This window comes from Pseudoroseomonas sp. WGS1072 (assembly GCF_049340465.1).
In the GTDB taxonomy this organism is placed as follows: domain Bacteria; phylum Pseudomonadota; class Alphaproteobacteria; order Acetobacterales; family Acetobacteraceae; genus Pseudoroseomonas.
Genome location: NZ_JBMPSU010000002.1, coordinates 107,478 through 121,002, shown reverse-complemented (window position 1 = coordinate 121,002; position 13,525 = coordinate 107,478). Strand labels below are relative to the sequence as shown.

General features: G+C 72.4%; 9 protein-coding genes. 3 read left to right on the top strand and 6 right to left on the bottom strand.

Annotation, left to right across the window (positions count from 1 at the left end; genetic code table 11):
* Positions 1-92: 92 nt before the first annotated feature.
* Entirely contained in the window at positions 93-2,525 is a 2,433-nt protein-coding gene (locus ACF3NH_RS18715) for a recombinase (protein ID WP_422925019.1), read from the top strand.
* A 22-nt stretch (positions 2,526-2,547) separates the two neighbouring features.
* On the opposite strand, the gene ACF3NH_RS18710 is transcribed toward ACF3NH_RS18715, so the two are convergent.
* Both ACF3NH_RS18710 and ACF3NH_RS18705 read right to left on the bottom strand, forming a co-directional pair.
* Entirely contained in the window at positions 2,548-2,985 is a 438-nt protein-coding gene (locus ACF3NH_RS18710; protein WP_422925017.1) for a hypothetical protein, read from the bottom strand.
* Positions 2,982-3,704, bottom strand: a complete 723-nt coding sequence (locus ACF3NH_RS18705) for a DUF2786 domain-containing protein (RefSeq protein ID WP_422925015.1) — start codon at positions 3,702-3,704, stop codon at positions 2,982-2,984. Before ACF3NH_RS18705 ends, ACF3NH_RS18710 begins: the two co-directional genes overlap by 4 nt.
* 93 nt (positions 3,705-3,797) lie before the next feature.
* Here ACF3NH_RS18705 and ACF3NH_RS18700 point away from each other — a divergent pair, with 93 nt between their 5' ends.
* On the top strand, positions 3,798-5,075 hold the full coding sequence (locus tag ACF3NH_RS18700) for an AAA family ATPase (protein ID WP_422925013.1): 1,278 nt from the start codon (positions 3,798-3,800) through the stop codon (positions 5,073-5,075).
* Positions 5,072-6,172 carry a ParB/RepB/Spo0J family partition protein gene (locus tag ACF3NH_RS18695; protein ID WP_422925011.1) on the top strand — a complete coding sequence of 367 codons (1,101 nt, stop codon included), beginning with the start codon at positions 5,072-5,074 and terminating at the stop codon, positions 6,170-6,172. The genes ACF3NH_RS18700 and ACF3NH_RS18695 overlap by 4 nt, the downstream gene beginning before the upstream one ends.
* Before the next feature lie 37 nt (positions 6,173-6,209).
* Here the strand turns inward: ACF3NH_RS18695 and ACF3NH_RS18690 are convergent, their stop codons facing one another.
* From ACF3NH_RS18690 to ACF3NH_RS18675, 4 genes are all read right to left on the bottom strand, one after another.
* Entirely contained in the window at positions 6,210-7,280 is a 1,071-nt protein-coding gene (locus tag ACF3NH_RS18690; RefSeq protein ID WP_198366809.1) for a replication protein RepA, read from the bottom strand.
* Between the two features lie 413 nt (positions 7,281-7,693).
* Positions 7,694-10,915: an error-prone DNA polymerase gene (locus ACF3NH_RS18685; RefSeq protein WP_422925009.1), complete on the bottom strand. Its 3,222-nt coding sequence runs from the start codon at positions 10,913-10,915 to the stop codon at positions 7,694-7,696.
* Positions 10,899-12,377, bottom strand: a complete 1,479-nt coding sequence (locus ACF3NH_RS18680) for a Y-family DNA polymerase (RefSeq protein WP_422925007.1) — start codon at positions 12,375-12,377, stop codon at positions 10,899-10,901. The genes ACF3NH_RS18685 and ACF3NH_RS18680 overlap by 17 nt, the downstream gene beginning before the upstream one ends.
* On the bottom strand, positions 12,377-13,069 hold the full coding sequence (locus ACF3NH_RS18675; RefSeq protein ID WP_422925005.1) for an ImuA family protein: 693 nt from the start codon (positions 13,067-13,069) through the stop codon (positions 12,377-12,379). Before ACF3NH_RS18675 ends, ACF3NH_RS18680 begins: the two co-directional genes overlap by 1 nt.
* Positions 13,070-13,525 lie beyond the last annotated feature (456 nt).

The window sequence follows — 13,525 nt, the reverse complement described above, 5'->3', positions numbered from 1 at the left end:
GTGTTTTGAAGCCTGTTCCTCTACCATATCTAGCATAAGGCCTGCGATCGATTCGCAACTTCCCAGGGCCTTGCAGACCGGAGCCAGTCGATATGGATGGTTACAGCCAGCCGCTTCACGCCCTTGCCCTGCCGGGGCGTGGCCCCGCCACGATCCCGGGTCGGAGCTTTGGCGAGAAACCGCTGGCGGCCCGCCGGCTGGACAGCGGCATGGGGCTCGCCATCGGGCGGCGCACGGTCTTCCGCCCCGAGGATGGGGAGGATTTCGGCCGGGTGGCGGATCGTGTCGCGGCGGGGAATATGAGCCTGCTGCCGGGCGGCAACAGGGCAGGCGAGCAGGCGAGGCTGCGCAACGCCATCGCGACCGGCGCGCTGCTGACCTCGGGGCGCCACCTGCAGCATGGCGATGCCGGACAGGCCGGGCGCAATATGGAGGTCTTCACCAACTGCGCCACGGCCATCACCGCCTTCGCGGAGTTCTACCTGCTGCTGAACGGCTCCGGCGTGGGGCGCGCCTATGACGATGCGCTGATCGCCATCGACTGGGCCAAGGCGCCCGAGCTGCGCCTGCATCTCGCCGCCGACCATGCCGACTATCCCGCCGATCGCGCCGCGCGGCTGCGCTTCGGCCTGGAGATGGGCCTGCTGCCCTGGGGCACGGGCGAGGCGGAGTTCGACGCCGCGGCCGAGGCGCAGGTGCTGGACTTCCTGGCCCGTGAGATGATCCCCGGCCTCGCCCCCCTGCCCGCGAATGCCGTGCTGCACCGCGTGGAAGACAGCCGGGAAGGCTGGGCGAAGGCCATCGAGATCCTCGAGGCCATGGCGTTCCGCCAGGAGCGCGACCGGGTGCTGGTGCTCGACCTGTCCGCCATCCGGCCTGCCGGCAGCCCGATCCGCGGCATGCAGGGCCGCCCCTCCTCGGGCCCGATCTCCCTGCTGCGCGGCCTGATCCATATCCGCCGCCACGTCATCGAGCCCGCCCGGACGCGCGACCCGGCCTCGGAGGTCCTGCAGCCCTGGGAGCAGGCCCTGCTGGTCGATCATCATCTCTCGGTGGAGGTGCAGGTCGGCGGAGCCCGACGCGCGGCCCGCATGGCCACCAAGTCCTGGCGCGATCCCGGCATCCGCCGCTTCATCCGCGCCAAGTCCGAGGGTGGGCTCTGGACCGCCAACCACTCGGTCATGGTGGACCGGGATTTCTGGCAGCGCCTGCGCGGCGGGGATCCGGCGGACGCCCTCACCCGCCAGGCCCGGATGGTCTTCGAGGAGGTCACCGCCTGCGCCTATATCAATGGCGAGCCCGGCTTCATCAACGGCGACCTGCTGGAGGACCACCGGACCGGCAGCGCCTGGAACAAGCCGGTGCATGAGGATGGCCGCGACTTCCACAGCGCCCGCTATCAGGTGGACGCCGCCGCCGGCCTGCTGGCCGAGGTGGCCCGCCGCGCGGCGACGGCGCGGTTTCCCGTCACCACCAATCCCTGCGGCGAGATCACGCTGCATGTCACCGGCGGCTACTGCGTCATCGCCGATTTCGCGCCCCTGCTGGCCTGCCCGTTGGACCTGGCCAGCATCACCCCCGACGCGGTGCCCGATGATATCGCTGCGCACTGGGACGCGCGGGTCGAGGACGCGGTGCGTCTCGGCGTCCGCTTCCTCATCCGCGCCAATCGGATGGACGCCCTCTACGGCGAGGAAGTGGCCCGGACGAACCGGATCGGCATCGGCCCGACGGGCCTCCATGAATGGGCCTGGATGCGCTTCGGCCTCGGCTTCGCCGACCTGCTGGACGAGGCTCGCGCCGCCCCCTTCTGGTCCATGCTCGACCGTCTTTCCGAAAGCGCCAAGCAGGAGGCGGACGACTACGCCGACGAGCTCGGCATGGCGCGCCCCGTGACGGTGACGACGGTGAAGCCGGCCGGCACCACCAGCAAGCTCTTCGGCCTGACCGAGGGCGCCCATCTGCCGGCGCGGCGCCAGTATCTGCGCTGGGTGCAGTTCAAGGGCACGCGGGACGAGACCGGCGCGTGGCGGCCGGGCTCCGATCCCCTGCTGGCGGATTACGCGGCGCGCGGCTATCCCCTGCGCGAGCTGCGCAGCTTCCCGGGCATGACCATCGTCGGCTTTCCCACGGTGCCGCTGGCGCAGCGGCTCGGCATGGAAAGCGGCCTGGTGACGGCGCCAGAGGCCACGCCGGACGAGCAGTATCGCTGGCTGCGGCTGCTCGAGCGGCACTGGATCGGCGCGGAGCGGGGCAACCAGGTCAGCTACACGCTGAAGATCTATACCGACCGGCATGATCTCGAGGCGTTCCGCGCCATCGTGCTGCGGGAGCAGCCGCGCATCCGCTGCTGCTCCGTCCTGCCGAGCCGGCCGGACTCCGAGCTGGGCTACGAGTATCTGCCGGAGGAAGAGGTGTCGGCCGGGCGTTTCGCTGCCCTGGTCGAAGGCATCGACGACAGCGCCGTGCGGGAGGCCGTGGACTGGGCGCACCTGCAATGCGCCAGCGGGGTCTGCCCCATCTGAGCACGACTTGCCCGGCCGACCTTCAGGGATCCAGGAAGGCCGGCCGCGCGTCGCGCGCCACGCGGATGCCGCGCGCGGACAGGCTGGCCAGCAGCCGGTCCTCCGGCAGGCGCAGATAGCGGATCAGCAGGCCCAGGTAGAGCCCCATGAAACGGGGACCGTGCCCATCCGAACGACCATCGAAAGTGGCGCTCAGGGCATGGGCCAGTTCGTGCAGCAGAAGCCAGGCCGGGAATTCCGGCGGCAGGCGGATGCGGAGACGATCGGCATCCGCCTGCCGCCGGCGCGCCTGGACCGGCAGGCGCTCGACACGAGGCGGGTGACGCAGCCCCTGCTCGGCCCAGAGCGCATCGACCATGGGCTGCGCCGCCTCGAAGCGAAGCGTCCCCGGCGCAAGCTCCGCCATGATGGCGTCCTCCCACGCATAGACCCGCCCGCGCTGGACATCGCGCGCCGTCACGGCAGCCGCTCCCTCCCCTGCCCCCGCAGCGGCCGGTTGAGATTGATCCGGCCTCCGGCGTCGTAGCCCTGTCGATAGGCGGCATCCAGCCGGACGGCGCTGGGCCGGGTTCGGGTCAGGCGGATGCGGGTTTCACAGAAGGCCTCTTCCACCGTCGCCTGCTTGACCACCATGAGCGCGGCGCCCGCCGGCGCCTCCCTGTGCCGCTGCCGGCCACGCTCGCGGTGCATGGCCTCCAGGCGCTCGCCGACGCGGACGGCCATGCCCTGCTGGTGGCGCCGGGACGCCACGCGCAGATCCGGGCCGCGAAGCTGCGAACGGAGGGCGCGGAAGGCTTCGAGCTCATGCCGCATGCCTCTCTCGACGACGGCAAGCAGATAGATGGCCAGGCTGACATCTTCCTCGAAACCAAAGAATACGTACTTCGCCTGTTCGCCCTCCCGCGCCAGCCAGACCTTGCAGTCACAGAAGCGCGCCACGGCCGGTACGCAGGCATCGATGGGCCGTCGCTGCCGTCCCATCAGAGGGACGCTGCGTTGGACGCAGACCGACTGCCGGACCTCGATCTCGCTCATGCTCAGCGCGTAGCGGTCGAGCAGGCGGCCCACCATCTCCGCGGCTTGCAGGGCCTCGGCCTCCGTGCAGCCGTTGGAGACCGTCCTCTCCGTCAGCAGGCGGATACGCTCCTTGACCTTCGCAAGTTCATCGGATTGGCTCACGAAAAGGCCTCTTCCTCTGCCTGCCCTCCCGCACTTGGATGCATCCAACCCTGGGTGCGGTGCCCATGGAGGGCGTCGATTGGATGCATCCAAGTGCGGGAGGGGCTTCCCATTCTGAAGCCGACTGCTTATGCGGAGAGCAACCGTTCGGGAAGCCGCGATCGCATGAGTCAGTCCGAAGCCTTCCGGCATGTCGCCCAGGTGCTGCGCGAGGCGCAGCGCAGCGCCATCGAGATCGAGAACGCGCCGGAGCGGCGCAAGCGACTGCGGGATTTCTCGGTCGCGGAAATCGCCAGTCTGTGGGGAGTGGCGCCGCGCCTGTTGCGTCAGGCCCTTCCGCGCCAGGAAGTCCGGGGGATCGCACCGCGCGCCCGTCTCACCTTCGGTGAGTTGCAACAGGCTCGGCGCCAGCTTGAGGCTCAAGGGAAGCTCATCTCCACGCGTCGCGACCCGGCTTCCGGCGAAGCCCTGGCCACTGTCGTCTTCACCAACTTCAAGGGCGGTTCCGCGAAGACGACCAGCAGCGTTCACTTCGCCCAGTATATGGCGCTCGCCGGCTATAGGGTGCTGATGGTCGATCTCGACAGCCAGGGCAGTGCCTCGGCGCAGTTCGGCTTCCAGCCCGGCCTCGACGTCGGAGCCGAAGGTTGCTTCACAGCCTGGCTGAACCGTCCTGTCGGCAGCGCGGCCGGTTCGGCCGCGAGGCTCTGTCGCCCGACCTACTGGCCGGCCATCGATCTCGTCCCTGCCAGCCCAGCTTTAGGAGAAGGCGAGGAGATTCTCGCGCGCCGTGCCGGGCAGGGGGTCGAGGAGGGAATCCTTTACTTCGACGAGTTGAAGGCTTTCCTGAGCATGGTTCAGGACCGCTACGACATCGCGGTGGTCGACACCCGCCCGGACGTCAACATGCTGATGTCCACGGCCCTGCACGCCGCCACAGGCATCATCGTGCCCAGCCGCGCCACCATGACCGACCTGGCCTCGACCGGCGAGTTCTTCGCCCATCTGTCCGATTACACCGCCGAGTTCCAGGCCGCCTTCGGCCACGGCCTGGACTTCGCCTTCAGCCATATCCTGCTCACCGCCTTCGATCCCACCGACCGCAGTCAGGATGCCCTGGCGCAGCTGATCCGCGAGCGCTTCGGGTCTCTTGTCCTGCGGGAGGCCTTCCTGCATTCCCGGATCGTCGGCACGGCGGGCTTCGGCAAGGAAACCCTCTACGAGTACGAGCCCAGCACCGACCGGGCCGCCTACAACCGGGCCATCGCCAGCGCCAACGCCGTCAACCGCGCCATCGAGGCCGCCATCCTGCGCCACTGGGGGCGGGCGAGCGGCGAGGGGCGGCCGGGTCGCAAGGAGCAACAGGCATGAAGCCTCCCGCATCCCGCTTCCAGAACCTGGCCCAGGCCTTGCGCGACCGGACCGCAACGGTGGCCGGTGAGCCCGCGGCCCTCGGCTCGCCTGGGGCGACGCACCGCCCCGCGGCGGCCCTGGGCGCCATGGCGGAAGGCCTGCGCGAGCGCATCGGCCGGCTGGAGGCCGAACTGGCCCGCGCCAGCACCACCAATGCCGCCCTGGAGGAGCAACTGGCCCGGACCCGCGGGCTGGCCGAGCGGGCGGGGGCCTCGGAGGAGGAGTTTCTCTTCCTGGACCCTGGCCTGATCCGCGACCCCTTGCCGCATGACCGCCTGCCGGGCGCCTTCGAGGGGCCGGAATTCGAGGCCCTGCTGGCCGATATCCGGGCCAACGGGCAGAACGATGCCATCACGGTCCGGGTGGCGGGGGAGGGGGGGTTCGAGATCGCGGCCGGGCGGCGGCGCCTCGAGGCCTGCCGTCAGCTGGGCCTCCAGGTCCTGTCCCGCGTCCGCCCGCTGGATGACGCGGCCATGCTGCGGGTCCAGTTCTCGGAGAACGAGCGGCGGGAGGATATCTCCGCCCTGGAGCGGGCGCGTTGGTTCGCACAGGTGCGGGCGCGCCTCGATCTCCAGTCGCGCGAGATCGCCGCGCAGTTCGGTCTCGATCCCTCAACCCTCAGCCTCTATCTGCGGCTGTCGCGCTTCCCCGAGGAGATCATCCGCCGGCTCAAGGAGCCACGACGCCTGGCCATGCTGCGGGCGCGGCGAGTGATGGAGGCCGTGGAGGCCGATGAGGCGGTGCTGCCCCGCATTCTCTCCGCGCTCGATGCCCAGATGCAGGATGCGGGCGGTGACCGCGGCCTGATCGATGGCGAGGAGCAGATCGCCCTCCTGATGCGGGCCGCCGAGGGGCGCGGTCCCGCCGCCTCCGGCCGGGCCGCCCTGCCGGAGCGGCGGCATATCGTTCATAAGGGTCAGAGGCTGGGAACCTTGACCCGCAATGGCGGCCAATGGGTGTTCCGCTTCGCGACGGCGCTGCCGGACGAGACGGTTCAGTCGTTGATCGACCGGCTGCCGGAGCTGATGGCGCGGGAGCCTTCCTCGAAGTCGTGACCCCGGGCGCTGCCGGGGTGTGAACCTTGCAAGCCGGCTAGGGGCGGATGGGAGGCGGGGAGGGCTCCAGCAGCAGTCCGCGGTCGGTGACGCGGACCTTGGCGTTCTTGTAGGAGGACAGCGCCAGGTGAAGCGGCCCCTCGAACTGGGTCTTGAAGTTCTTCAGCGCGCCGACCTTGGAGCCGAACTGCCGCCAGAGCCTTTCCCAGCCGATCGGCGTCTCCTTCTGCAGGGAGTGCAGCCGGTAGGCGAGCCAGAGGTAAATGTCGATGGCGAGAGGGGAGGTGGTCATGTCCCGCAGCGCCGCGCGGTCCACCAGCACCGGATGGCGCCGCAGCTCGTCGAAGAAGGCCTGCGACAGCATCACCCGTTCGACCAGCCGCGCCGTCTTCTTGGAGCGCGGGTCGGGCTCGCCGACATAGCTGAAGGCATCGACCAGCCGCTGGTTGACGATGACGCCTTTCTTGTCGTTGCCGAAGCTGAAGTCGACCGTGCAGGTGGCCAGCCGCTCCAGCTGGTCGGCCACCTTGCCGTTGCTCGGCCCGCCGCGGTTGATGCCGAGCCGGGTGACGACCGCGCTGGCGGAGCGGCCCATGTGGATCTCGCGGCTGCCGCGCTCCAGCGCCTCGGTCTGCCAGTCGATCAGCAGCAGCCGGGCATAGCTGCCGAAGGGCGTGCCGATATACTCCTGGCTGTTGTCGTCCCGCAGCCGCACGCCCGGCCGGACCAGCAGCCGGGCGAAGTCGGTCTCGATCAACCAGTTCTGGTCCTTGGGCTGGTCCCGGTGCGGCAGGCCGGCCAGGCACCAGGCGGAATAGCTGTAGCCGATCTCGCTGGTGCCCTCGAATTCGCGCACGATGGCCGAGGAGGCGTTGTCGGCGATCTGGCGCCCCATCCGGCCGGCCAGGGCCTTGGACAGGCTGTTCGGCCTGGGCTCCAGAATGGCGAGTTGGGCGGCCTCGACCGCACCCTTGACACCTTTGGTCGCGACCACCCGATGCACGTCCGTGCCGGTCTGGAACAGGTCGCCCTGGTTCCTGCGAGCCGTGCCTCGTTCAGCGGTGCGGCCAATGGGGTGGTCAGGGGGAATCGTCTTCGGCTCGACCATGGGGCGAAAACTGCAACGGCTTCCCGGCCGCCGTCGATGCGAACCTTGCCAGCCGTTCCCTCCCAGGCCTGTGATCCTTGCCAGCCCAGGGCAATCCTTCGGGATTCAGGAGGATTGTTATTGAAGAAGGGCTGGCAGGGTTCGCGTGGATAACCCGCTAGGCATTTGATTCTAGAGGCTTAATGCCGGATCGGCCGGGCTGGCAGGGATCACAGCGGACGCGGCGCGGGTGGCTGGCAAGGTTCACAGGGACGGCTTCGCCCAGGCTGGCAAGGTTCGCATCAGCTGGCAAGGTTCACAGCACGAGGGGCGATTCGCGGGATGCCGAGTCCCGCCTGCGGCCCACCCGCCGGCCTGGAGGGCGGCGGGAAGGCGGCACGGGCGGTCCTGGCTGGCAAGGTTCACAGGCCGCCTCAGCGGAAGTCGCGGCTGGGCTGCAGGCGGGGCGAGCGGGAGGCGGAGGTCTCCGCCTCCAGCCCGTCCAGCAGCGCCGTCCGATCGATCAGGCGGCTGGCGATCAGATGCAGGATGGGCACGGCGTGGTCGCCCTGGCCGCGCTCGACATGGCCTTCCACGATCAGCAGGCGGGCGCCGATCAGGGCACGGCGGTCGCGCCGCGCCAGGCTGGCATAGACCACGATGTTGGCGCTGCCATGCTCGTCCTCGGTGGTGAGGAAGACCACGCCCTTGGAGGTGCCGGGGCGCTGACGCATCAGCACCAGGCCGGCCAGGCGAAGGCGCGCGCCGCTCGCCGCCGCCGCCAGGCGCCGGCTGTCGTCGCAGCCGAGCGCGTCGAGGGTCGGGCGCAGCAGCGCCAGGGGATGCCGGCCGAGGGTCAGGCCGGTCGCACGGTAGTCGGCGACCAGGGCCGCGCCCTCGCCGAGGGCGGGAAGGCGGGGCTGCGGCTCCGGCAGCAGCGGCAGGCTGTCCTGGGTGGCGAAGAGGGGCGGCGGGGCGCGCTCGGTTCCATGGACGGCCCAGGCGGCCCGCCGGCGGTCCATCCCGCAATCCCGGAAGGCGTCCGCCGCCGCGAGGGCCTCCAGGGCGGCGCGCGACAGGCCGGCGCGGCGCAGGGCTTCCTCCGGCCCCGTGAAGGGCGCGCCGTTGCCGGCCTGGCGCGCCTGCACCAGGGCCTGCCCCTCCACCGCCGCCAGGCCCCGCACCATGCGCAGGCCGAGGCGCAGGGCGAGGCCGCCGGATCCTGCCGCCGCCGCCTCCAGCGTGCAGTCCCAGGCGCTGACGTTCACCGCGACCGGCCGCACCGTCACGCCATGGGCCACGGCGTCGCGGACGATCTGCGCCGGGGCGTAGAAGCCGAGCGGCTGGCTGTTCAGCAGAGCGCAGGCGAAGACCTCCGGATGGTGGCACTTGATCCAGGCCGAGGCCCAGACGAGATGCGCGAAGCTCGCGGCATGGCTCTCCGGGAAGCCGTAGTCGCCGAAGCCCCTGATCTGCTCGAAGACGCGCTCGGCGAAGTCCCGTTCATAGCCACGCGCCGTCATGCCGCCGACCAGCTTCTGCCGGTACTCGTCCATCTTTCCGGACTGCCGGAAGCGGCCCATGTCGCGCCGCAGCCGGTCGGCCTCGGCCTCGCTGAAGCCGGCGGCGACGATGGCCAGCCGCATCGCCTGTTCCTGGAACAGCGGCACGCCGAGGGTGCGGCCCAGCACCGGCACCAGCTCGTCCGGCGGGTGCGGCGGGGCGGGGGAGGGGAAGACGACCGGCTCCGCCCGGGCGCGGCGCTGGAGGTAGGGATGCACCATGCCGCCCTGGATCGGCCCCGGCCGGACGATGGCGACCTGCACGACCAGGTCGTAGAAGCAGCGCGGCCTTAGGCGCGGCAGCATGTTCATCTGCGCCCGGCTCTCCACCTGGAAGACGCCGACGGAATCCGCCCGCTGCAGCATGGCGAAGGTGTCCGGGCACTCGCGCGGCAGGCTGCGCAGCGCGGCGGGAAGCTGCTTGTGCGCGGCGAGCAGGTCGAAGGCGCGGCGCAGGCAGGAGAGCATGCCAAGGCCGAGCACATCGACCTTCAGGATGCCGAGGGCGTCGATATCCTCCTTGTCCCATTCGAGGACGGTGCGGTCCTCCATCGCCGCCCGGGTCACCACGGCCAGCTCGACCAGCGGCCCCTCGGTGATGACGAAACCGCCGACATGGGTGGCGAGATGGCGCGGGAAATCCTGCAGCTCCTCGGCGAGGCGGAGCGCCAGGGCCAGGCGCGGCTCCTCCGGATCGAGCCCCTCGCCGGCGGCGAGCGCCGGCAGCGTCTCTTCCCGCCCCGGCCCCCAGGCGGCGCCGGCCAGGCGCGCGGTGACGTCCTCGCTGAGGCCCATCGCCTTGCCGACCTCGCGGAGGGCGCTGCGGGGGCGGTAGCGGATGACGGTCGCGCAGATGGCGGCGCGGTCACGGCCGTAGCGGCGGTAGATGTGCTGGATGACCTCCTCGCGCCGCTCGTGCTCGAAGTCGACGTCGATGTCGGGCGGCTCGTCGCGCGCGGCGGAGAGGAAGCGCGCGAAGAGCAGGTCGTTCTGCTCGGGATCGATGGCGGTGATGCCGAGCACGTAGCAGACCGCGGAATTGGCCGCGCTGCCGCGGCCCTGGCAGAGGATGCCCTCCGCCTCGGCGAAGCGGACGATCTCGTGCACCGTCAGGAAATAGGGCGCGTAGCCGAAGGCGCCGATCAGCCGCAGCTCCTCCTCGAGCCGGCGCAGCAGGCCGGGTGCCGGGGCGTCCCACCGCGCGGCCACGGCCTGCCGCACGCGTCCCTCCAGCGTCTCCTGCGCGCTGCAGCCGTCCTCCAGGATCTCGTGCGGATATTCGTAGCGCAGCTGGCCGAGCGAGAAGCCCGCGCTGGCGCGCAGTATCCGCAGGCTCCAGTCGAGGGCCGCCGGATGGTCCCGGTAGAGGGCGCGCATCGCCGCCAGCGGCTTGAGCCGCCGCTCGGCATTGGGCTCGGCCTGGAAGCCCAGATCCTCGACCCGGCGGCCCAGGCGGATCGCGGTCATCACATCGGCCAGGCGGCGGCGGCCGGGCGTGTGGAAGCGCGGCTCGGTGCTGGCCAGCAGCCCGCCGCCCGCGGCCTCGGCCATGGCGGCGAGGCGGCGCAGGCGCGTCGCCTCGTCGCCCGCCTGGACGCAGGCCCCGACGCAGAGCAGCGGCAGGGCCAGCCGTCCGCGCAGTCGGTCCGACCAGTGGCGCAACCCCGCCGCGACCGCCGCGCCGGGCAGGCCGGGCGGCGGCAGCACGGCGAGCGCCCAGCCCTCGGCGGCCGCCTCCACCGCGTCCGGCGCGAGGCGACAGGCCTCGCCGCGCGCCGCCATCCGCGCCGCGGAGAGCAGCCGGGTGAGGCGCCCGTAGCCGGCGCGGTCGGTGGGCCAGGCCAGCATCTCCGGCCCATCCTGCAGCACCAGCCGGGCGCCCAGGGCGAAGGGCAGCCCCGCCTCGCGCGCCGCGACATGGGCGCGCACCACGCCGGCCAGGCTCATCCGGTCGCAGAGGCCGAAGCCGGCATGGCCGAGCGCCGCGGCCATGGCCACCAGCTCATCGGGCTGCGAGGCGCCCTCCAGCAGCGAGAAGCAGGAGCGGGCGCAAAGCTCGGCGAAGCCGGGCGGATCCTCAGGCGAAGAGGCCATGCAGGAACCAGCGGGCCTCGCTGCGGCAGAGCCAGAGGCGCAGCCCGTCCTCGCATTCCACGCGCCAGTAGTCGCGGGGCGGCCGCTCCGGCGCCGCACCCCACCATTCCGCCTCCAGCCGCTCCGGCCCCTCGCGATGCCGCAGCGGGCGCGGCCGGCCGCGCCAGACCAGGCCATCGGGGGCCGCCTCGACCGGCTCCGGCCGGGCTAGCAGCCAGACCGGGCGTGGACGGCCGCCCCAGGGGCCATCCCGGTGGTTGTCCCAGTCCGAGGGCGTCCGCACCACGGCGAAAGGCGAGACCGCCCGCACCGCCTGCTCCGGCCAGTGCGAGGCACAGGGCTGCGCCCGCCAGACGGGCAGGCGCTGGCCCAGCCGGTCCAGCAGCCGCTCCAGCGCCTCCCGCGCCGCCGCCTCGCCATCCGCCAGCCCCTCGGACTGGCGGGCCTCGAGCGGCTGGGTCTCGAGGGCGCGCACCTCCAGTCGTTCGATGCCGAAGCCCGGCGCCACCCCTTCCAGCTTCTCCCGCAGCAGGCGGGCAAGGTGCGCCGGGTCGCGCACCGGGCCGCCGGTGCCGAGCCCGATCTCCTGCCGGCTGCCATCCACCCGCCGCAACGCCAGCCGCAGGCGGCGCAGCCCCTGGCCCGCCGCCTCGAGCCGATGGCAGAGCTCGGGCAGCAGGCGCGCCAGGGCCGCATCCAGCCCGGCGCGCGTGATCAGCGGCTCGGGCGGGGCGAGGGTGGCGGCGAAGACCGGCGGCGGCGCGAGGGGGCGCAGCGCGGCACGGGCGGCGCCGGTGGCCAGGTCGAGCCGTGCCAGCAGGCCGGGACCGAAGCGGCGCGTCAGCGGCCCGCGCGGCTGCGCCAGCACCTCCCCGATGCGCCGCAGCCCCAGGCCGCGCAGCCGCCGCAGCATCTCCGCCGGCAGGCGCAGCCGTTCCAGCGGCAAGGGGGAGAGCGCCTCGGCCTCGGTGCCGGGGGGGAGGATGCGAGGCGGCTCGCCCGGCACCGCGTGCCGGGCCAGCGCCGCCGCGGCCGCGGCATTGCCGGCCATGGCCGCCAGGGCGGCATGTCCGCAGGCCTCCAGCGCCGCCAGGGCCTGCCGCGCCAGCGCCGCCTCGCCGCCCGCCAGCGCCTCGCAGCCGGTGGTGTCGAGCAGCAACGTGTCGGGTGCCTCGGTGGCCACCAGGGGCGTGAAGCGCCGCAGATGCAGCGCCAGGGCCGTCAGGCGCGCCGCCGCGCGGTGCGGATCGTGCGGCAGCACCGTCGCCTGGGGCACCATGGCGCGCGCATCGGCCAGGGCCATGCCGGCCCGCAGGCCGAGCCGCGCCGCCGCCGGATCCACCGCCATGACCAGGCGGCGCGGCCCCTCAATGCCCCAAAGCAGCAGAGGGCCGGGGTCCAGCCCCTCGCTCTCCAGCCAGGGCAGGTGCAGCGCCAGGATGCGGCGGGGCGCGGCCTCCATCACGCCGGCTCCGCGCGCAGCGACTCGCCGTCCCAGGACACCCGCCAGCGCCGTGCCGCCTCCAGCCGGGGCGCGCGCAGCAGCGTGATCTCCCAATGCGGCATGGCGGGGGAGCGGGGGTCGGGGGCCGGCAAGGGGCGGATCCGCCAGCGCGTGCGCGCCGTGGTGGGGCCGGCCGGCTCCCCGGCGGGGCGGAGGAGCAGGGCCAGGGCGCCGCGCTCCGCCGCCAGCTGCAGCCGCCGCAGCGCGGTCAGGCCCGGCGGCGGCCCTTCCGCCAGCCGCAGGAGCACTCCCGCCACAGCCGGGCAGCGCAAGCTCTCCTCCATCGCCCAGAGCGCCTCGTCGCGCCGTTCCGCCTGGACCAGCACCAGCCGCTCGGGCGGCAGGCCGAAGCCATGCAGCCCGGCGGCCCAGCCCGTCGGCCCCGGTTCGATCCAGCACACCGTGCCGCCGGCCCGGCCGAGCAGGATGGCGGCGAAGCCCAGCGCGGCCGGCATCTGCTCCTCCCCGGCGGTCAGGATCTCATGCAGCATGGCGCGCGGCAGCCCACCGGGAGGCAAGGCGTCATCCAGGGCGGCGCAGAGCGGGATGCCGGGCCAGGCCTCCAGGCCGGGGCAGAGGGCACCCCGCTCGAGGCGGGCGATGCGTTCCCGCAGGCTGGCCAGGGAGGGTGGGTGGGCGGGGCTGGGCATGTTCTAGTTTTGTTCTTATCTTGCCGCGCTTGCAAGCCTGTCGCGCCCAGGCTTGAGCGGGCGGGGCGGGGCTGCCCCTACGAGATTTCATTGCTGTGAACCTCCCGACCAGTATAGACGGGTCCGCCCCAGCCCCCGGAGCATGGATGTCAAGCAGTCTCGCGCAGTTTCAGGACGGAAATCCGCCGCCGCGGCGCGCCATCCGCCCTGACCGCGCCTGCCCTGCTGCCCTCCCGCGCCGCATGGCGGCTGGCACTTCGCCCCCCCGGCTTTCCGCTTGGCCTCTCCCTGGACACCGGGCCTCGCGATTTTCCTCCTCATGCGGAGGGGTTTTTGCGGTGGGTCCGCCTTCCTAGATAAGCGCGGACCGGTGGGCGGCCGACGCACCGCCCGACCCCCAGAGCGATCCCCCGCCAATGTCCGTGTTCGCCCTCCGGCGTGACGCGGGGCGGGCGG